Raw genomic sequence first — 22,135 nt, forward strand, 5'->3', positions numbered from 1 at the left:
GAAGGCAAAGAAACCCGTCATATCGATGGCAAAGACTATGTACTGGAATACCCAATCAAAGCCGACTTTGCTTTGATCAAAGCTTATCAAGGCGATCGTTGGGGCAATTTAGTTTTCAATAAATCTGCACGTAACTTCGGTCCAATCATGGCGATGGCAGCAGATGTCACCATCGCTCAAGTCTCTGAAGTGGTGGAACTGGGTCAGCTTGATCCTGAACACATTATTACCCCAGGCATCTTTGTCCAACATGTAGTTGCCGTTGAAGCAACTTCACCTGTATCAGCATAAGGAGAACAACATGAGCTATCAAAAACTCAACCGTGATCAGATTGCTGAACGTGTTGCACAAGATATTCCAGATGGAGCTTATGTCAATTTAGGCATTGGTTTACCGACCAAGATTTCAAAATACTTACCTGCGGATAAAGATGTGTTTCTGCATTCTGAAAATGGTTTGTTGGCCTTTGGTCCACCCCCAGCCAAAGGTGAAGAAGATCCTGAACTGATTAATGCAGGTAAAGAATACGTCACTATGCTAACAGGTGGGTGCTTTTTCCATCACGGTGATTCATTTGCCATGATGCGCGGTGGACATTTGGATATTGCAGTACTCGGTGCATTCCAAGTTGCAGCCAACGGTGATCTTGCCAATTGGCACACAGGTGCAGCCGATGCCATTCCTGCTGTGGGTGGTGCAATGGATTTAGCCGTTGGTGCAAAGAAAGTGTTTATCACGACTGATCATGTCACTAAACAAGGTGAACCCAAGATTGTTGAAGAACTCACTTACCCAGCAACAGGATTGAAATGTGTTGATCGTATTTATACCGATCTGTGTGTGATTGATGTGACCACAGACGGTTTAAAGGTGATTGAAAAAGTGGATGGTCTGAGCTTTGAGGAATTACAGGCTTTGACAGGTGCTCAGTTGATTGATGCGACGCAGGGATAATGTTGACCAGCCACTAATTACGGGTTAAAGCGAAAGTTTTTTGTATAGGCATTGCCTTACTTTTTAAGGATAAAAAGTAACAAAAATCCTTTGTTACTCAGACACAACATCCGTGTTGTGCTGAGTAACGAGGCGACATCCATGTCGCCACCGTGAAATATTGATTGGAATGGTTTAAATGCAGTTTTTTACTCACTTATATTTAGATTTTTTCCAGTAACTAACTATCGTGACAGGCGACATGGATGTCGTCCGTTGGACAGGGAGGCAAGGAAGCCTCCTCTGTTCAACAATGGGTTTTGTCACTTTTGCCCTGTCAACAGTGAGGCATTACTTACGCAAAGGAAGTATGACTGAACCCGCAATTTGTGGCAGTGGTCACAACAGATTGAAATATGGAAGTGTAAGACTATGAAAAACGCTTATATCATTGATGCCATTCGTACTCCATTTGGCCGTTATGCAGGTGGTTTAGCGCCTGTACGTGCAGATGACCTCGGTGCAGTTCCGATTCAAGCCCTAATACAACGAAATCCAACGGTCGATTGGCAACAAGTAGATGACGTGATTTATGGCTGTGCCAATCAAGCGGGTGAAGACAATCGTAACGTGGGCCGTATGTCTGCATTATTAGCAGGCTTACCGTATCAAGTTCCTGCAACCACAGTGAATCGTTTATGTGGTTCATCTTTAGATGCCATTGCTATGGCAGCGCGTGCGATCAAAGCCAATGAAGCAAACCTGATCATTGCTGGTGGTGTGGAAAGCATGAGCCGCGCCCCATACGTGATGGGTAAATCAGAGAGTTCATTTGGACGTAGTCAAAAGGTTGAAGACACCACCATGGGATGGCGTTTTATCAATCCAAAACTGAAAGAAATGTATGGTGTGGACACCATGCCACAAACGGCTGAAAACGTGGCAGAACAATTCAATATCAATCGTGCCGATCAAGACCAGTTTGCCTTGGTGAGCCAACAACGTACTGCAGCAGCGCAAGCCAAAGGCTTTTTTAAACAAGAGATCGTGCCCGTCACTATTCCTCAGCGTAAGGGCGATGCGATTGTGGTAGATACCGATGAACACCCACGCGCATCAACCACGATTGAAGCCTTAACTAAACTCAAAGGTGTGGTAAAAGCAGATGGCACAGTGACAGCAGGTAATGCATCAGGGATTAATGATGGTGCAGCAGCACTCTTGATCGCCTCAGATGAAGCGGTTGCTCACTATCAACTGAAACCACGCGCCAAAATTATTGCTGCAACAACGGTGGGTGTTGAACCACGCATTATGGGATTTGCGCCTGCACCTGCAATTAAGAAATTACTGCAACAGACCAATCTGACATTAGAGCAGATGGATGTGATTGAGTTAAACGAAGCCTTTGCAGCCCAAGCTTTAGCAGTGACCCGTGATTTAGGTTTGGCGGATGATGATGCACGTATCAATCCGAATGGTGGTGCGATTGCATTAGGTCATCCGTTAGGAGCGTCAGGCGCACGCTTAGTCACCACCGCATTGAACCAGCTTGAACAGATTCAAGGGCAGTATGCATTGTGTTCGATGTGTATTGGTGTGGGTCAAGGCATTGCGCTCATTATTCAACGTGTTGAACAAGTTTAAGGAGCATTTTATGCCTATTTTTCAATCTCAAGATGCTCAAATCAATTATCAAACTTTTGGTGATCCAAACTCCCCTGCACTTGTATTTTCAAACTCGTTGGGCACAAATTATGGGATGTGGCAAAAGCAGTTTAATTATTTTAAAGAACGCTTTTTTGTAATTTGCTATGACACACGAGGTCATGGTTCTTCTACAGCACCACAAGAATCTTACACATTAGAGCAGCTTGGAAAAGATGTGATTGCTTTGTTAGATCACCTCAATATTTCTAAAGCAGCATTTTGTGGTATTTCAATGGGTGGAATCACAGGACAATGGCTGGCGATTCATTATCCAACACGGTTTAGCCATGTAATCGTTGCTAATACCGCAGCGAAGATTGGACAGGAACAAGCATGGCAAGATCGAGCACAGCTTGTTCGTGAACAAGGTTTACAACCTATTGCGGCCACGGCAGCCTCAAGATGGTTTACTGATCCCTTTATCCAAAGTCACTCAGTAGTTGTAACGAACCTATGTAACGATTTAAGTGCTGGCAGCGCAATAGGTTATGCAAATTGTTGTGAGGCTTTGGCTAAAGCGGATGTTCGCACAGAACTAAAAAAAATCTCTATTCCTATGCTAATTATTGCAGGGACACAAGATCCTGTAACAACCGTAGCTGATGGAGAGTTTATACAACAACAAATTCCAAATGCACTATTAGCAGAAATTAATGCATCGCATATTTCAAATGTTGAACTGCCAGATGATTTTAATCAGTTAATAGATAAATTTATTTAATATACCATTTGATAAAAAAGCAGGGTTTAAATACTCTGCTTTTTGTCGTTTTTAATTTAAATAGAATAAATATTAATACTTTAATGACATAAAGATATATCAATTAAGTTTTTGACTCAGAACACATAACAAAATAATTTAATTACAAAATAACAGATGCTTCACAAATTGGAGGTGAAGGATGAATATGTCAAATGTCAATATTAATGAGATTATTGATAATGCTAAATTTAACCCATTTCATTGGAAGGTTTTAATATGGTGTTTATTAATTATTATATTCGATGGTTATGATTTAGTTATTTATGGTGTTGCTCTGCCATTATTAATGCAGCAATGGTCTTTAACTGCTGTGCAAGCAGGCTTATTAGCAAGCGCCGCGCTGTTTGGAATGATGTTTGGTGCAATGATTTTCGGCACGATTTCAGATCGTTTAGGCCGAAAGAAAACTATTATGATTTGTGTTGCATTATTCAGTGGCTTCACATTTATTGGTGCATTTGCTGATAATCCTGTCGAATTCGCTATTTTGCGTTTTCTAGCAGGTCTAGGCATTGGCGGTGTTATGCCAAATGTCGTCGCACTCATGACTGAATACGCACCGAAAAAGATTCGTAGCACCTTAGTTGCAATTATGTTTAGTGGATATGCAATCGGTGGTATGACTTCAGCATTATTGGGTGCTTGGTTAGTTAAAGACATGGGTTGGCAGATCATGTTTATTCTTGCAGGTATTCCATTACTGCTCTTGCCTGTTATCTGGAAATTCCTACCTGAATCATTAGCATTTCTAATCAAGTCGGAACATCACGATCAAGCAAAGCAGATCGTCTCGAAACTTGCGCCCAATGCTGAAATCAACCAAGAAACTCAACTTGTATTTAATGAAAATATTCACACAGATGCACCTGTACGTGCGTTATTTCAACAAGGTCGAGCATTCAGCACATTTATGTTTTGGATCGCATTTTTTATGTGTCTGCTTATGGTTTATGCGCTGGGTAGCTGGTTACCAAAATTAATGCTGCAAGCGGGTTATTCGCTAGGTGCAAGTATGCTGTTCTTATTTGCCTTAAATATCGGTGGAATGGTTGGTGCGATTGGCGGTGGCGCTTTGGCAGATAAATTCCATTTGAAACCTGTGATTACCGCTATGTTTATCATAGGTGCAGCTTCATTGATTTTATTAGGTTTCAACAGCCCTCAATTCATTCTCTACAGCTTAATTGCACTCGCTGGCGCAGCAACGATTGGTTCTCAAATCTTACTTTATACTTTCGTCGCACAGTTTTATCCAACCACTGTCCGTTCAACAGGTATGGGCTGGGCATCAGGAATTGGTCGTATCGGGGCAATTATTGGGCCAGTCTTAACAGGTGCATTACTTACCTTTGAATTACCACATCAAATGAACTTCTTAGCAATTGCGATTCCCGGTGTAATTGCTGCATTAGCAATCTTCTTAGTGAATCTTAAAGCTTCTGTCAACGCGACTGAATCTACAAAGAACACTCTTCAACCTCAAACTTCACTTAGCCAACAGTAAAACTTGTTGCGCCTAGGATTGGCGCAACTTAACTTTTAAATGGATGATGAAAGAATGCCTATCTTTAAATTAAATCGTATTGCTATAACCACATTTTTCCTGATGGTGAGCTGCACAAGTATGTCTGCATTTGCTGAGGATACAGCTAAAGACGAATGGAAATTTACCTTAAAAAATGCCTATATCAACCGTAATTTTGAAAATGAAAATTTAAAAGATACAGGGAGTTGGTCTCAAGCAGCATCATTATTTTATAATTCAAGAATGGTAGACACTCCGCTTACTATTGCTGATAAGCCGTTAAAGATCGGTGTGGATGCATCCGTTCAATATGCGGTGCGTCTAAGTTCGGATAAGCATGTCGCAGATACCGTCCTTCCCTTCGATAGAGAAACTCAGTCTCAAGCACCAGATTATTTAAAGCATGGAGCAACATTAAAACTTGGTTATGATAAAACGTTATTAAGTGTGGGTGAACTTTGGCTAGATCTACCTGTTACGGCTGTAGATGCAAGTCGTCAGTTGCTTACTTCCTACTGGGGAACGAACTTAAAATCTCAGCTTACTGATCAACTCTATGCAGAAATTGGTCGTGTAGAAAAAGTTTCACCACGAAATGCTGAAGATTTTCAGAAATTCTCTTTTACCTCAAATGGAAAAACTGAATATTCAGATGGTTTAAACTACATTGATTTACGCTATCAGGTTATGCCTTCTTTAAAAGCTGAATACTATTTTGGCAATATGCAAGATTTGTATAATAAGCATTATCTTGGTTTAGATCATAGTTTTAATACAGAAAATTTTACTCTTGGCTCAAAATTTAAATATTTTAATGCAAAAGAAGATGGCAATAACTTCAATATTGATGCACAAAATATAGGTTTATTAGAAACACTAAAAGTAAACAATCATACTTTTGGATTAGGTTATCAACAAATTATTGGTGAATCTGCATATCCTCTACCAGATGGTTTTTTACCTGAAACTTATTTTATTAACTGGAATGCAACGGGTTTCTTTAAAAAGGATGAAAAATCATATCATTTTATCTATGGATATAATTTTAAAGATTATATTCCGGGCTTCAATGCAGCAGTCAAATATGTATATGGAGATAGCTTCAAAACAGCCGATGGTAAAGAAAATAATGAAAGTGAATCTAACATTATTTTAAATTATGCTTTTCAACAACCCTTTCTTAAAGGTTTAGCATTACAATATATTCGTATTGATTACAATGTAGAGCACGGTAATGATTTTGGTGAAGATCGTCTATTTGTGAACTATACAAAGCGGTTCTAATCTCAGAAAAATGTTTAATTATGGGTGCTAATGCACCCATATCCTTATGATTAAAAACAAAATTTCTTTGGTAGGTTTTTGGTAGGTAGGAAATTTTTTAAAGCACTCCATACTAAGTCCAAGGTGCTAGACCACCTGTATAACAAATTATGGAATATGGAAGAAGGAATCACTCCATGGCTTTTAAAAATATTGCAGATCAAACAAACGGTTTTTATATCCCTTGCGTTTCACTTTTTGGCCCCGGCTGTGCTAAAGAAATCGGCATAAAAGCGCAAAACCTTGGTGCAAAGAAAGCACTGATCGTCACAGACGAAGGTCTATTCAAATTTGGCGTAGCAGATACGATTTCAGCATATTTAAAAGATGCTGGTGTAGATAGCCATGTTTTCCCTGGTGCTGAACCCAACCCAACTGATATTAATGTTCATAACGGTGTTAAAGCCTATAACGACAATGGATGTGATTTTATCGTTTCATTAGGTGGCGGTTCATCACACGATTGTGCGAAAGGGATTGGTCTTGTGACTGCTGGCGGCGGACATATTCGTGACTATGAAGGTATCGACAAAAGTACTGTTCCGATGACCCCACTGATTGCTGTAAACACAACTGCTGGAACTGCATCAGAAATGACGCGTTTCTGCATTATTACCAATACTGATACTCACGTAAAAATGGCAATTGTAGATTGGCGTTGTACGCCTTTGATCGCCATCGATGATCCAAAACTTATGGTTGCAAAACCAGCTGGTTTGACCGCTGCAACAGGTATGGATGCATTGACACATGCTGTTGAAGCTTATGTATCAACTGCGGCAAACCCAATTACCGATGCATGCGCTGAAAAAGCAATTACGATGATCAGTCAATGGTTACGTCCTGCTGTCGCCAATGGTGAGAATATCGAAGCTCGTGATGCAATGAGCTATGCACAATATCTTGCTGGTATGGCATTCAACAATGCGTCATTGGGTTATGTTCATGCGATGGCACATCAATTAGGTGGTTTCTACAATCTTCCACATGGTGTATGTAATGCCGTTTTATTACCTCATGTATGTGAATTTAACTTAATCGCTTGCCAAGATCGTTACGCTAAAATTGCTGAGTTGATGGGCGTTAATGTTGAAGGTTTCACTGAAACTAAAGCTGCTTTTGCCGCGATTGATGCTATCCGTGAATTATCTTCTTCAATTGGAATTCCATCTGGTTTAACTGAGTTAGGCGTTAAGACTGAAGATCTTGCAATCATGTCTGAAAATGCTCAGAAAGATGCATGTATGTTGACTAACCCTCGTAAAGCAACACATGCTCAAGTGGTAGAAATTTTCAAAGCTGCGTTATAACAGTTCCTCTCAAAAGTAAGCCAAAACTCCGAGAAATTGGCTTACTTTTTTGTGGGAATATTAAAAAGGTTATATTCCCACTTTTTTTATTTATAAAAATTATGATCTTAAGAATTATTTTTTAAAAATTCAGTAACTAAGAAACTTCTTGATCATTTTTCAGATTTCATTTCAAGTAATCAACTTTCACATATTAAATTTTCACGAACTGATTCTAGTAAATATCTTTAAATTTATTCAGAGATAAATGGGCTGGATGATCTTCTGGCAATAGTTCCATCAAACGTTCTACAGCATCAATTGCTTCTGGGAAATGTGCAACATGCTTCAGTAAAAGATCAGTTTCTTTGGTCTTAAAAATTGCATCACTTAAACGAGACTCCAAACAATCTCGCCATGCGCATAAAAATGGGCTTTCAGTTTTTGAAAGAAAAACACCTTTATACAATTGCAAAGCTGATGCCACATAGCCTGAGTCAAGTGCTTGTTCTGCCGATAAGAAATCTGCTTCAACATCTGCCAATAATCGATATGGTCGAGAACCTAACATTCCCCCTAAAATATCTCTTAATTGCGACATTTCCGCTTTTAAAGTACCGATACTCACCTTGCGTTCGCCATATAAAGCTTGATGAAGATTCTCAAGATTCAATCCGTTTGGACACAATGCGAGGATGACCAAAATCTCGACTTGACGTGGGGTTAAAACTAACGATTTTTGATTAAAAATAATTTGTGGCGTAGCGAACGCACGAATATATAAACGTTGGCGTTGTTGCTCAATCAAAGCCGTTTGAATAATAGATGCACAACGCTCAGCGGCTAACATGCCCAAAGTGTTATGCTTTTTCCAAGTCGTAGATAAATCAACCACACCAAGCACTTGTTTGGAATATGGATCAATGATCGGCGCTGCATAACATACCCAATCATGCACAGATTCCATGTAATGCTCATTGGAAAATACACAGCTAGATTGTTGTGTTTTCAATGACAAAGCCAATGCATTTGTCCCCACAACATCCTCTGCCCATTGTCCGCCAGCAATGAAATGGACTTTTTCAGCTGCACTTTGCATTTGTGAGCTTGATGCTGTCCAAATAATCGTACTACCAACATCACCAACCGCAATCACCATTGAAGATTGATCAGCAATATGGCTCAGTTCATTTGAGCAACTTTCTAAAGCCATATCTAAACTGGTTTTATTTTTACTATTTTGGCTCAACAAAGGTGCGGCTAAACGCTCTTTAGGAATAGCAGACGAAGCCGATCTCTGCCATGAGCTAGCAATACTTTGTCCAAGTTTTTCAGCATTTTGCGGCGATAAACTATTTTGTCGTTTTAGTTGATCTACCGACTTACGTTGTTGCAGCAGGTCTTGTTTTGTAAACATTTGTGTATCCCTCACTCATGACCCTGATTTCCAACCTTTCTCCAACCTTCTCATTTATATCCTAATGAAATAGCGTACAAAAGTACCTTATACCAAAGCTGTAGATATTTAAGATCAATTATAAGCAAAGGAATCTAATATGCGTTACATCGATCCTAATCAAGCTGGCTCTAAAGTCCAGTTTAAAGCTCAATATGAAAACTTTATTGGCGGTCAATGGGTAGCTCCTGTAAGAGGAGAATACTTCGATAATGTTTCACCTGTCGATGGCAAAGTGTTTACAAAAATCCCGCGTTCTTCAGTTGAAGACATTGAACTTGCTCTCGATGCGGCACATAAAGCGAAAGCTGAATGGAATAAAAGCTCTCCAACAACACGTTCAAATATTTTATTAAAAATTGCTGATCGTATGGAACAAAACTTGGAATTTCTTGCAGTCGCAGAAACTTGGGACAACGGTAAACCAGTTCGTGAAACTTTGGCAGCTGATATTCCACTGGCAATTGATCACTTCCGTTATTTTGCAGGATGTATTCGTGCACAAGAAGGCGGAATCTCTGAAATTGATGAAGATACAATTGCATACCATTTCCATGAGCCTTTAGGTGTGGTGGGGCAAATCATTCCTTGGAACTTCCCTATCCTCATGGCGGCATGGAAACTTGCACCTGCACTAGCAGCAGGAAACTGTGTGGTATTAAAACCTGCTGAGCAAACGCCTGTTGGTATTTTATTAGTACTTGAACTGATTCAAGATATTTTACCTGCTGGTGTACTTAACGTAGTTAATGGTTTTGGTGCAGAAGTTGGCCGCCCACTAGCAACAAACCCACGTATTGCAAAAATTGCCTTTACTGGTTCAACACAAGTTGGCCAATTAATTATGCAGTACGCAACTGAAAATATTATCCCTGTTACATTAGAGCTTGGTGGTAAGTCTCCAAACTTATTCTTTGAAGATGTAATGGATCAAGACGACGACTATCTTGATAAAGCACTTGAAGGTTTTGCAATGTTTGCCTTAAACCAAGGTGAAGTATGTACTTGTCCTTCTCGTGCGCTTGTTCAAGAAAGTATCGCAGATAAGTTTTTAGAAAAAGCCATTGAACGTGTGAAACGTATTAAATTAGGTCATCCTTTAGATACGGAAACCATGATTGGTGCTCAAGCATCTTTAGAACAACAAGAGAAAATCCTACGTTGTATCAGCACTGGTCGTGAAGAAGGTGCAGAAGTCCTCACGGGTGGTAGTGCTCGTCAAGAAGTAGGTGAAGGTTTTTATATCGAACCGACTGTCTTTAAAGGTCACAACAGTATGCAAATTTTCCAAGAGGAAATTTTCGGACCAGTACTTTCAGTAACAACGTTTAAGGACTTTGACGAAGCGATCAAAATCGCAAATGAAACTATTTATGGTTTAGGTGCAGGTGTCTGGTCACGTTCAGCACATATTTCATATCGTGCAGGCCGTGCAATTGAAGCTGGTCGTGTTTGGACTAACTGCTATCACATTTATCCAGCACATGCAGCTTTTGGTGGATACAAAAAGTCAGGTATTGGTCGTGAAAACCATCGCATGATGTTAGATCATTATCAACAAACTAAGAATCTTTTGGTAAGTTATTCAACTAAACCAGCAGGTTTCTTTTAAAAATTAAAAGACATTTACTTTTTAGGTAAGTCAATTTAAACCAAGGCAAGTACACAAGCTGTACTTGCCTTTTTACTTTAATCAAAAAGATAAGTAAAAGTATCAGTTGTCGTGTAGTTGACAGATTTTCAAATAAATATATGTTTAAAGTACTAAATCAAATTTAGATCATTCAAGATTTTTCTTGGTAATGACCAAATCAAATAAAACAGCAATTATTTATCAAAAGAATATGACTTAGGAAAGTACGGTTATGGATTCAGGATTGATCACAATATTTTTGCCTATTGCTTTAGCGATCGTCATGGCAGGTATGGGTTTAGAATTAACACTTAAAGACTTCGCAAGAGTTAGCAAACATCCCAAAGCAGTTTTAATCGCTTTGTTCTGCCAGTTGATTCTATTGGTGGGTATTGCTTTTTTAATTTGCAAAATATTAGCACTTCCCCCACTTTTAGCAGTGGGATTAATGCTGTTGGCAGCTTCACCGGGAGGAACAACCGCCAATTTATTTAGCTATTTATATAAAGGTGATATCGCACTGAATATTACTTTAACTGCAATAAATGCAATTGTTGCAGCCGTTTTTCTGCCTTTTATTGTGAACTTTTCAATCTTGCATTTCATGAATGAAGGCCAGCAAGTCGGTCTACAATTCACTAAGGTTTTACAAGTTTTTTTGATTATTTTAGTGCCTGTATGTATTGGGATGATTATTCGTCACTATGCGCCACAAATTGCTGAGAAGCTAAATCGTCCTGTCCGAATCTTCGCGGTAGTATTTCTCGTAATTATTATTTTAGGTGCGATTATTAAAGAGCGAAATAATTTAATTGATTATCTTGGCCAGATTGGTCTTGCAACAGCACTATTCTGCGCGATCAGTCTTATGGTTGGATATTTTGTACCACGTATTATGGGTATTAGCTCATATCAAGCACGAGCATGTGCATTTGAAATTGGTATTCATAACAGTACTTTAGCAATGACCATTGCGCTTACGATTATGGCAAGTACTACCATTGCTATGCCAGCAGCAGTCTATTCAATATTCATGTATATTTTTGCGACTATATTTGGAATATTGATTACTAAATTCGGCCCTAAAGATGCTGTAATTGCCCAATAAACATACAATATTAATCTAAATATAAGCGTATATAAGTTATACGCTTTTTTATGCGAAAGCGATTATAGAGACATTAACTCTGATTTAAGCTCTACTCCTGACCATGCTTTTGATTGTATTGTTGATTCAGCTTGTTTAATCAACTCAATTAACTTCTGATTAATCGGTGCTTTTAAACTTAGCTGTTCTGCTAGTTTTACAACTTCGCCATTAATCCAGTCAATTTCTGTTTTCTTTCCAGAGAGTAAGTCATCAGCCATTGATGATCTTGCATGGGGATCAATTTCCAACATTTTCCTACTGACAAGATTAAAAATAGGATTTGGTAATTTCAAAATATTTGGAATGAAGCGAGCCGGTATCGTGGTTAACTGGGCGGGTTTTATTTTTGCTATTTTTAGCAAATTTAATGCCTCTAGTTGGGCTATTGCTAAACACTGTCGATACTCACGAATAGAGAGTTGTTGTTTTAATGGTAATTGTGATAATGCATTAATTGAATTATTTAGATTTAGTAGTAATTTTGCCCATTGAATCGCTTGCATGTCTTGTTCTAATTTTATTGCTAAATGTGCCTGCTGAAAGGCTTGGATTAATTCAGTTAAACCATCATTTTTCTTAACAGATAAAGTTCCTTCAGTACCTTGATGGAATACCCCATTTCCAAGAGTTGCAACGTTAAAAGGCACCATACCCTCTAGCACTGTATGACCATCTAGAAACTGTTTTAAGACACCTACATTGCTTAAACCATTTTGGAAACTAATAATAATGGTTCTTTTCTTTAAAATCATATTTAACTCAGCTGCAACTTGTTGAGTTGCAGCTGATTTTACGCAAACAAAAATGATGTCTGCCTGATTAGCAAGATCCGCCGAATCGTATAACTGAAGCGCATCCACTGAAATTGTTTGTCTTCGTCCTAAATAATCTGAGACAGTCAGACCGTGATGTTGAAGTTGTTGTTTTACTGAAGGACGAACGATAAAATCGACATCAACTCCTACCGCAGCCAATCTCCCACCAAGATAACAACCAATACTCCCTGCACCGTAAATACATACTTTCATTCACTTCCCTTCGGCTTCTAATTTCCAACTTTTATTAATTTAAACAATTTTTATTGGTCAGTTTGTCATTTACCTTACAAAGTTTTTAATTTTCATAAAAAAGCCCAACATTAAGTTGAGCTTTTTACTATGTAGTATTCATTAAAGATTTGGATCAGCCAATAACGTTGTTGCAGCAAGCTTACCTAAATTATTGGACGCTAGCGGACTATCTCCCGTTAAAAGCTTTCGATCTTTATGTACCTGACCTGTAATCCCTTTATTCAAAATCTTGACGCCTAACTTTTCAAGGTTTTCACCAACTAACCAAGGAAGCTGTCCTGGCATATAACCAATATCAATGTTTGCCCCTTTATCTAAAGCATCAGGAAATACACAAACTTGATAGTCTTTAAAAATAAAATCTTCTGGTACTTCACCTACAGCAGCAGCGAGTAAAGATGCAGGACCATGACACAAAGTAATCACATATTTATCATGATCGATTGCCCACTTTAATAACGCTTTTACTTCTGTGCTATGTGGTATTTTTGCCAGTACACCATGACCTCCGGGGATAAATACGCCTGCATATGGCGAATCAACACTTAATGCATTTTCTAAAATATCAGCAAGTTTAAGTGGTGCTTTTAATTGCTTTTCATACTTTTTATAAGTATCCAACACAACTTGCTCTTCATTTGGCATTGCCCACATTTCCAGTTTTACAGGATTTCCAGAAAGTGTAGCAATATCAAATTCAAAACCTGCATTATCTAGATGAAACATTGGCAATAACATTTCTACAGGATGATTTCCTGTTGAAAAGAATTTCTCATTTTGCATCAAGATATAGCGTTCATCCGTTGCAATCATTAAGATTTTTTTATTGCCTTCATATGGAGTAGGATAAGTTGTGCCGTCATAATCTGTTTTGGCTGAAGTATATTGACTAAGTGAATACGGAGACGGGAAAAAAGCATTATCTTCAGCAAGATCTGGAGTTGGATTACGATCATCTAAATTTGTAGTCATTTTGAGATTCCTCATCACATGTTTTGTTTAAACACATACTGCTTAAAGCCTTCGCCATGCTCAAGTTTTGAATATAAACAGGCATGGAATGAACATAATTAGGCATAAACTAAGATTTAAGTTCTAATACCACTTTACCAATATGTTGGCTGCTCTCAAGGCACTGATGTGCCTGAGCAACGTCTTCAAAAGCAAATGTTTTATAAATAATTGGTTTACATTGTCCTGCTTCAATCAATGGCCAAACAAATTGCTCAAGCTCTCGAGTAATTTTTGCTTTTTCATCATTTGTTCTGGCTCGCATGGTCGATCCTGTCACGACAGCTCGTTTCAACATTAATTCTTGAATATCAAAACCATCTACTTTTCGACCACCCATAAAACCAATAATGACCAATCGACCATCACGTTTTAACAATCGCAAGTTCTGATTGAAATAGGCTGCTCCAATGATATCGAGAATGACATCAACCCCTTTTCCATCAGTTAATGCTAAAACTTCCTTTTCAAAATCTTGGGTTTTGTAATTGATAACATTTGACATAGAAGCCAATTTTTCGACTTTATCATCATGTCCAACTGTAGAATAAGATTGAATACCCATCGCATGACATAGACTAATTGCTGTTGAGCCAATTCCGCTTGCTCCACCATGAATAAGCACTGTTTCATTCTTTTTTAAATGACCAATCTGAAATAAATTTGCCCAAACCGTAAAATAAGTTTCTGGAATAGCGGCTGCTTCTACAAAACTTAAATTTTTGGGCATTGTTAAGGTTTGATTAGCGGGTACTGCACAATATTCTGCATAACCACCGCCATTGGTAAGTGCACAGACTTTGTCACCAACTTTAAAGTTTTCTACTTCCGAACCAACTTCGACAATAACACCTGCAACTTCTAAACCGGGAATTAAAGTTACGCCTTTAGGCATTGGGTAAAGTCCTTGCCGCTGTAAAATATCTGGTCGATTTATACCCGTTGCATAAACTTCAATTAATACTTCATCTTCTTTAATCTCAGGTTTCTCACCCTGTACAACTTTTAGAACTTCAGGACCGCCTGCTTCAGTAATTTCGATATATTGCATTTGTTCTCTACTATTCTGATTCATGATTTAATCATTCCTTATCTATATTTACTTCAGTCTGATTAGGAGAAAAACCAAACTGTTTTTTAAACTCTCGACTAAATTGAGAAGAACTTTGATAACCAACAGCATAAGCGGCTTGGGCAACACTTTGGTCTGCGTTTTGCAACAATTGTTTTGCCTTATGCAACCGAACAACTTTTAAATATTGCAGTGGTGAATGTTGAGTAACTTGTTTAAATGCTTTGTGAAAGGCAGATGTACTCATATTTGCTTGTTCAGCAAGCATTTCAACTGTCAATTTTTCAGTAAAATGATGTTGAATATATTCACAAATCTTATAAATAGGCCTTAGATTTCCCTGTACAACAAGCCCCTTTAAAGCATCTGCCCCAGAGTGTTGAATAACTCGGTATAACAGCTCACGCTTAATTTGATCTCCGAGAATTAATATGTCTTGTTCGCAAGTTAAGGTATTTAATAGTCTCAAAAGCACAGATGAAATTGTTTCATCGTATTGAATGACACTCATCCCAGTTGTGAGTGGGGTAAATTGATAATTCTCAAAATAAGTTTTAGCAAGCAATTCATTCACGGTATCGGCATCTAACTTCATGCTAACAGCAATCATCGGCTGTTCTGAACTTGCAATCGTGTCACAATCAAATGGCATTGAAACAGATACAATTAAACATTCACCTTGTTCAAATGAATAAGTCTCTTTTGCTATATATCCGCGCTTTTTACCTTGTAAAACGAAAACAAGCGTTGGTTCTTGCAATACCGAAATTGGAGGTGTGTTGTGATCTACGCGCATCAGCGTAATACCATCAATCGCTGTGGCAAAGAAACCTTCTTTACGGACCAGTTTAAGGAATAAAGAAATAAGCTGTTGTTGATTCATCATAGGTAATCTGATGATTTGGAATTTGATTTTTATTATTAAATAGTAAAACAATGGAAACTGTTAGTTTTATGCAGAATTAGGCATAAAACTAACAGTTTTCATGATAATAAATCTTTTTTAATATTCGAAAAGTTTAATAAAACTGACTCGAATCTAACATCTGCAAGGTAATTTTTTTCACTTCATCACGACTTTGCATGATGTGCGCTTCAATTGCATTGATCGCTTCATCAACTTTTCGATTAAAGATAAAACCTAAAATTTTTTGATGCTCTTGATAAGTTGCCTCAACACGATAATCTTTGGAAAAATCTAAGCGACGAATGATACGAATGCGTTCACTCAAGTCTCGATGAATCCGTGCCATTTCATTATTTCCAGAAGCACGAACTAAAGCACAATGAAAATCTTCATCTTGTTGAGAAAGTTGCTTGATATCTTTCAAATATTGGCTTGGTTCAACCATCCAAAAATCTTTTAAAACAGACAGTTCAACCGAGTTTTGATGATCGATATAACAAAGTTTTCGAATGGCATCTTTTTCTAACACAATCCGCACATCATAAAGCTCTTCGTAATAACGAAAATTCAGCGGTCGGATTTGCCAACCGCTACGAAAACTCACATCAACATAGCCTTCCTGTTGCAAACGATACAATGCTTGTCGGATTGGGGTACGACTCACATCATAGGCTTTTGCAACTTCGGACTCAGTAAAGCGTTCACCGGGCATCAATTTGAAATCAAAGATATCATTCTTGATGCGTTGGTAAACCAGCTCAGACAAACTGTCTGAGCCTTTGGTTGTTATTTTTGTCTCTTTCATTGGCACCTATTCCATATACACCAACGGTTCACCGCTGTGAACAGTTTGCCCTGCGCGACAAATAATTGCCTTCACTATGCCATCTTCCTCAGCATACACAGGGAGTTCCATTTTCATTGCTTCAATAATAGCAACAGTTTCACCTTTTTTAACCTCTTGCCCACTTTCTACAAAAATTTTCCAGATATTACCTGTCATAGAAGCATTAAGTGAGGAAAGATGGCTGTAATCCACGTCATTTGGAAGTTCAATTTGTTCTTCTGCCTGAGTTGAGAACTCTTCTTTCCAACGGCTGACTTCAGTTGTAAATGCGTGTTGTTGTTTCTCTTTAAATGCAGCGATACTCTCTGCTTCATTTTCCAAGAAGTTTACATAAGCGGCATAATCAAACTCAGTCTCTTCGATTTTGATTTCAGCACGACCATTTTCAAAGTCTGCACGCCACTGATTCAGCTCATCCTCAGTGACGGGGAAATATTTAATTTGGTCAAAGAATTTTAAAAACCATTGTTTGTCACCAAACTGTTTATTTTTCTTAAACTTATTCCAAATTGGCAAAGTACGTCCAACCAATTGATAACCACCGGGTGAATCCATACCGTAAATACACATGTACATCCCACCAATACCCACAGTGCCTTCAGCCGTAAAAGTACGCGCAGGATTGTATTTTGAGCTCAATAAACGATGGCGTGGATCGATGGGTACAGCACATGGCGCGGTTAAATACACATCGCCTAAACCCAAAATTAAATAATTGGCATCAAAGATAATATCTTTGACTTCATCACGATGTGCTAAACCATTAATGCGTTGGATGAAATCGACGTTATTTGGCAACCAAGGTGCTTTGGCACATACGCTTTCTTGATAACGTTCAACAGCTCCTAGTGTTGCACTATCTTCAAATGCCATAGGTAAATGAACGATACGAGATGGGATTTTAAGGTTACTCAAATCGCCCATTTCTGCTTCAAGCTGAAGAAGTTTGCTAATTAAATCAGCTTGTAGAATCACGAGACCATCATATTTGATTTGTAGTGAACGCACACCCGGAGACAGTTCCAATACCCCTGCAATGTCAGCATCACGAATCATTTGAATCAATTGATGTACGCGTAAACGCAATGCTAAATCTAGAACATTTTCACCGTATTCAAGCAAGATATAACTATCACCTGCTTGGCGATACACAGTTTTCGGAGAAACGTCTGTTTCATCTCGTTGCGCTAAAATGGTGGTACTGACATTTTCAGTTGGTTCAATAATTTCAGCAGCATTTTCAGCGTTTGCAAAGTTTTCAATATTGGCTTTTTGTTTAAGCTCAAGCGCATTTGCTTGCTCAACTGACATCGGATAAAAACGAATTTTATCATCTGCTTTGAGCTGTCCGACTTTCCACAGCTCTGCTTTAGCAATAGTGACTGGGCAAACGAAACCGCCTAAGCTTGGGCCGTCTTTTGCCAAAATGACAGGAAAATCACCCGTAAAGTTGATCGCACCAATGGCATATTCACAGTCGTGCACATTGGATGGATGTAGACCTGCCTCACCGCCATTTTCTCGTGCCCAGCTTGGTGTAGGGCCAGAAAGACGGACACCTAAACGGTTTGAGTTAAAATGTACTGTCCATTCAGATGCAAAAAATTCTTCTATATATTCAGGTTTAAAGAAATCAGGTGCGCCGTGCGGTCCATATAAAACACCGATTTCCCATTCATTGCCATATTCAGGAATTAAATCAGTCGATAATGCTTGCGGTGTATCAATTGCAACAGGTAGCTCAACACTGGCAAATGCAGGATCAACTAATTTGATCATGTCACCAACGCGTAAAGTACGCCCTGCATGACCACCAAAATTACCCAGTGCAAATGTTGAACGACTACCTAAATACAATGGAACATCTAAACCATCACGCACCGCTAAGTATGTACGGCAACCTGATTCAACTTGTCCTATTTTTAAAGTTTGACCTGCTTTAACTGTAATGGGTTGCCAAAAATCAATTTCAGTTTCATCCAGCAATACCTTACAGCTTGCGCCCGTGAGTGCAATCGTCGTATTTGCATGAAACTTTAATGTTGGCCCGACAAGTGTAAATTCAAAACCTGCGGCTTTTGCATCATTACCTACAATTCGATTGGCAAGCTGAAATGCATAATCATCCATTGGACCTGATGGTGGTACACCAATATCCCAATATCCTGTACGACCCGGATAATCTTGGATCGAACTCAAAGTACCTGCTTGTACGACTTCAATCACATTCGGTGCATAGTTAAAATCATCGAGCATCCGTGTCCAGATTTGCATACTTTCAAAGCGCTCATCGGACACAATGGCACGTGCATAATCTAAGTTGGTACTGATGCCATTTAAGCGAGTTTCAGCCAATACTGTTTTTAACTTTTCAATTGCAGCTGCACGATCATCTGCATGGACAATAATTTTGGCGATCATTGGATCAAAATATTGCGATATTTCTGTTCCCGTTTTCACCCATGTATCAACACGAATATCTTCTGGGAATGCAACTTCGGTCAAAACACCCGGACTTGGCTGGAAGTTTTTCGCTGGGTCTTCAGCATAAACACGAACTTCGATTGCAGCACCTTGCGGCTGAATATTGCTTAAATAATTCCAGTCCAATTCATCGCCAGCAGCAACTTTCAACATACATTCAATTAAATCTAAGCCTGTCACCATTTCAGTCACAGGGTGTTCAACTTGTAAACGTGTATTGACTTCAAGAAAATAGAATTCATCACGTTTTGCATCGTAAATGAACTCAACTGTACCCGCGCTGCGGTAGTTTACAGATTGTCCGAGTTCCACCGCCGCCTGATGCAATTTTTTGCGGGTTGCTTCTGGTAGATTTGCAGCAGGTGTTTCTTCGACTACCTTTTGGTTACGTCGTTGCAATGAACAATCACGCTCACCAAATGCAACCACTTGACCTTGACCATCACCAAAAATTTGGACTTCGACATGACGTGCTTTATCAATAAAGCATTCAATAAATACGCCCGCATCTTTAAAGAATTGCTCGCCTAAGCGTTTTACACTTTCGTAAGCATCCGTTAATGCTTGTGGAGTATCGCAACGTGTTAAACCAATACCACCACCACCAGCAGTACTTTTTAACATGATCGGATAACCAATTCGATCAGCCGCAGCCAAAGCCTCTTGCAAACTATCCAGCAATCCTGTTCCCGGTGTCATTGGCACATTTGCAGCGGCCGCCAACTCACGCGCACGATGCTTTAACCCAAACTCTAAAATTTGCTCCGCCGTTGGCCCCATAAAAGCAATATTATTTTCTTCACATGCGCGTGAAAAATCAGCGCTTTCAGACAAGAAACCGTAGCCGGGAAAAATGGCTTCTGCACCTGTTTGTTTCGCAGCTTGTATCAGCTTTTCAATGCTCAAATAGGTATCAGCGGGTTTCAAACCCTCTAAAGCAACAGCAATATCAGCATCTTCAACATGCTGCGCGTAACGATCACTGTCTGAATATACAGCTACACTGGTAATACCTAATTTTTTAAGCGTTCGAATTGCTCTAACAGCAATTTCACCACGGTTTGCAATAAGTACTGTTTTAAACATGATGATTCCCCAAAAAATTAAAGTGTTGTATTTGCTGTTTGGCTATTGCGGTGCTGGATGTAAGCTCTCCAACCACCAAAGTGACTAATATTCTCCGCATCACCTAAGCCATAAGGCTCACAGATAAAGCCTTTCACCCAACGACCATCTTCTAGTTCGACATTTCCCATGCCTAAAGGTGTTGGAATTTCTGCTACAAATTCGCCAAAACGCGCTGTTGGCACATCCCACAATTCAACGATAATGCTTTGACCATCTTCTTGACGTGCTAAGCCCGGTTTAGGCGGAATCGTTCCATTGAGTGCGTAAAGCGCATAATTCTTAGAGGTTTTTGTGGTTTCCACATGAACTGCATCACGCGTGGTGAGTTGGAAATTCAGTGGCATACCTGTGAGGTGTGCTCCTACTACGGCAACGCGAATATGATGTGGAGAAATAACAGTCGAGCTATTTGACGGTACACTTTTGTCCAAAGCACCTAATTTCAGCGCTAAATAGTTTTGCCAAGCTTTACCAAAATGCGCGAGCGCAGCATCGTGCCAAGCAGGTGCAATCAAGGTAATACCAAAGGGTAAATGATCTGCTCTAAAGCCTGCGGGTAAAGCCAATGCGCTTAAATCAGCAAGGTTGGTAAAGTTGGTATACGTTCCAAAATGTGCGTTGTACTCGATCGGATACTGCTGTACTTTTTCAATGGTATAAATCGTCGGTGTTGTTGGTACGATTAAGGCATCAAATTCAGCCAATGTTTCTTGAATTTTTCGTGCCAAATCTTGTTTTAAATATTCAGCATTGTATGCATCGATCGCCGTATATTTTTCACCTTGTTGAATGATTTCTAAAACAGTTGGATCAAAATCATCAGCATTGGTTTTGAGTAAGGCTTCAACGGCTGCTGTGCGTTCCGCGACCCATGAGCCTTGATAAAGTTGAGCAGCAAGTTTTTCAAAATCAGAGAAATCAATCTTTGTGATTTCAGCATTCAGTGATTCAAGCAGTTGAATGGTTTTTTGAAATGCAGTATCTGCTTGAATATCACCAAAAAAGTTAAGTTGTGCTGGCACAGCAAATTTCATTTTGCTCGAAAAGCGTGCTGGAACATTTTTAGGATGTTTTCTTGAATAGCTATCGAGTGCATCGTATGCCTCAACAACATTGGCGACAAGCTCAGCATCGCTCACAGTCAATGCGAAGATCGAAATACAATCCAGCGTTTTGCATGCAGGCAATAAACCACGATTAGAAAAACGGCCTTTGGTTGGTTTCAATCCAACAATGTTATTAAAACCTGCTGGAACACGACCAGAGCCAGCCGTATCAGTACCTAAAGCAAAAGGAACAAAGCCTCGTGCAACGACACTTGCTGAACCTGAACTTGAACCACCACTCACATATTCAGATTTAAATGTATTTGGCACTGCACCAAATGGAGAGCGTGTTCCAACAAGCCCTGTTGCAAATTGATCGAGATTGGTTTTACCAATCACAATCGCACCTGCTTGTTTGAGCAAACGAACTGTCTCAGCATCTTGGTCGGCAATTTGAGTCAATGCCTTACATGCAGCTGTCGTCACAAAGCCTGTAACATCAATATTGTCTTTAACTGCAAACGGAACGCCATACAATGGAAATTGTTTTTGTAAGTCTTCAGCGTTTTGGGTTAAAGCGTTCAGTGCTTGGATTTGTTGTTCAATTAAATCTGTACTCGCTACTGAAATCCACGCACAATCTTGTGGAGCAATTGCCGTCACTAATTCTTTCAAGTTATCTAACTGGATTTCATTTTTTAAATAAGCTGTTTGCCATTCAGAAACTGTCCAGCCTAAAGTTTTTATCTCACGCACTTTATGAATCCTATCTTGTATACAAGTTTGA

General features: G+C 39.1%; 17 protein-coding genes. 9 read left to right on the forward strand and 8 right to left on the reverse strand.

Going from position 1 to position 22,135, the window contains the following annotated elements; all coding sequences use genetic code 11:
- From IO68_RS20815 to mdh, 7 genes are all read left to right on the forward strand, one after another.
- Positions 1–291 (forward strand): 3-oxoacid CoA-transferase subunit A (locus IO68_RS20815; RefSeq protein ID WP_023012799.1); only part of this gene is annotated, 291 nt, incomplete at its 5' end.
- Positions 292–301: 10 nt separating this feature from the next.
- Positions 302–955, forward strand: a complete 654-nt coding sequence (locus IO68_RS20820; RefSeq protein WP_023012800.1) for a 3-oxoacid CoA-transferase subunit B — start codon at positions 302–304, stop codon at positions 953–955.
- Between the two features lie 411 nt (positions 956–1,366).
- On the forward strand, positions 1,367–2,581 hold the full coding sequence (gene pcaF, locus IO68_RS20825) for a 3-oxoadipyl-CoA thiolase (protein WP_023012801.1): 1,215 nt from the start codon (positions 1,367–1,369) through the stop codon (positions 2,579–2,581).
- Positions 2,582–2,591: 10 nt separating this feature from the next.
- Positions 2,592–3,365, forward strand: coding sequence for a 3-oxoadipate enol-lactonase (gene pcaD, locus IO68_RS20830; RefSeq protein WP_023012802.1), 774 nt, complete (start codon positions 2,592–2,594; stop codon positions 3,363–3,365).
- Between the two features lie 181 nt (positions 3,366–3,546).
- Positions 3,547–4,911, forward strand: a complete 1,365-nt coding sequence (locus tag IO68_RS20835) for an aromatic acid/H+ symport family MFS transporter (RefSeq protein WP_023012803.1) — start codon at positions 3,547–3,549, stop codon at positions 4,909–4,911.
- Positions 4,912–5,013: 102 nt separating this feature from the next.
- Positions 5,014–6,216, forward strand: a complete 1,203-nt coding sequence (locus IO68_RS20840; protein WP_227502877.1) for an OprD family outer membrane porin — start codon at positions 5,014–5,016, stop codon at positions 6,214–6,216.
- Between the two features lie 176 nt (positions 6,217–6,392).
- A complete protein-coding gene (gene mdh / locus IO68_RS20845; RefSeq protein ID WP_023012805.1) occupies positions 6,393–7,565 on the forward strand; it encodes an iron-dependent methanol dehydrogenase in 1,173 nt (390 codons plus the stop codon).
- 214 nt (positions 7,566–7,779) lie between these two features.
- Here mdh and IO68_RS20850 read toward each other — a convergent pair whose 3' ends face one another.
- On the reverse strand, positions 7,780–8,961 hold the full coding sequence (locus IO68_RS20850; RefSeq protein ID WP_004879685.1) for a hypothetical protein: 1,182 nt from the start codon (positions 8,959–8,961) through the stop codon (positions 7,780–7,782).
- A 139-nt stretch (positions 8,962–9,100) separates the two neighbouring features.
- Here IO68_RS20850 and IO68_RS20855 point away from each other — a divergent pair, with 139 nt between their 5' ends.
- Together IO68_RS20855 and IO68_RS20860 are read left to right on the forward strand one after the other, a co-directional pair.
- Positions 9,101–10,612, forward strand: a complete 1,512-nt coding sequence (locus IO68_RS20855; protein WP_004879686.1) for an aldehyde dehydrogenase family protein — start codon at positions 9,101–9,103, stop codon at positions 10,610–10,612.
- 253 nt (positions 10,613–10,865) lie between these two features.
- Positions 10,866–11,741: a bile acid:sodium symporter family protein gene (locus IO68_RS20860; RefSeq protein ID WP_023012806.1), complete on the forward strand. Its 876-nt coding sequence runs from the start codon at positions 10,866–10,868 to the stop codon at positions 11,739–11,741.
- Between the two features lie 62 nt (positions 11,742–11,803).
- On the opposite strand, the gene IO68_RS20865 is transcribed toward IO68_RS20860, so the two are convergent.
- The 7 genes from IO68_RS20865 to atzF form a co-directional block, all read right to left on the reverse strand.
- The gene (locus IO68_RS20865; RefSeq protein ID WP_023012807.1) at positions 11,804–12,811 is read right to left on the reverse strand and encodes a 2-dehydropantoate 2-reductase; all 1,008 of its coding nucleotides are present in this window, start codon (positions 12,809–12,811) and stop codon (positions 11,804–11,806) included.
- Positions 12,812–12,952: 141 nt separating this feature from the next.
- Complete coding sequence (gene hchA, locus IO68_RS20870) at positions 12,953–13,825, reverse strand: glyoxalase III HchA (protein WP_023012808.1); 873 nt, start codon at positions 13,823–13,825, stop codon at positions 12,953–12,955.
- Between the two features lie 109 nt (positions 13,826–13,934).
- Positions 13,935–14,939, reverse strand: coding sequence for an NAD(P)H-quinone oxidoreductase (locus IO68_RS20875; RefSeq protein ID WP_023012809.1), 1,005 nt, complete (start codon positions 14,937–14,939; stop codon positions 13,935–13,937).
- Positions 14,940–14,946: 7 nt separating this feature from the next.
- Positions 14,947–15,822 carry an AraC family transcriptional regulator gene (locus tag IO68_RS20880; RefSeq protein ID WP_023012810.1) on the reverse strand — a complete coding sequence of 292 codons (876 nt, stop codon included), beginning with the start codon at positions 15,820–15,822 and terminating at the stop codon, positions 14,947–14,949.
- 133 nt (positions 15,823–15,955) lie between these two features.
- Entirely contained in the window at positions 15,956–16,648 is a 693-nt protein-coding gene (locus IO68_RS33795; RefSeq protein WP_004879699.1) for a GntR family transcriptional regulator, read from the reverse strand.
- Between the two features lie 6 nt (positions 16,649–16,654).
- A complete protein-coding gene (gene uca / locus IO68_RS20890) occupies positions 16,655–20,260 on the reverse strand; it encodes an urea carboxylase (RefSeq protein WP_023012811.1) in 3,606 nt (1,201 codons plus the stop codon).
- Positions 20,261–20,277: 17 nt separating this feature from the next.
- Positions 20,278–22,104 carry an allophanate hydrolase gene (gene atzF, locus IO68_RS20895; RefSeq protein ID WP_023012812.1) on the reverse strand — a complete coding sequence of 609 codons (1,827 nt, stop codon included), beginning with the start codon at positions 22,102–22,104 and terminating at the stop codon, positions 20,278–20,280.
- Positions 22,105–22,135 lie beyond the last annotated feature (31 nt).

The sequence above is a fragment of the Acinetobacter sp. COS3 genome (assembly GCF_000475335.1).
In the GTDB taxonomy this organism is placed as follows: Bacteria; Pseudomonadota; Gammaproteobacteria; order Pseudomonadales; family Moraxellaceae; genus Acinetobacter; species Acinetobacter venetianus.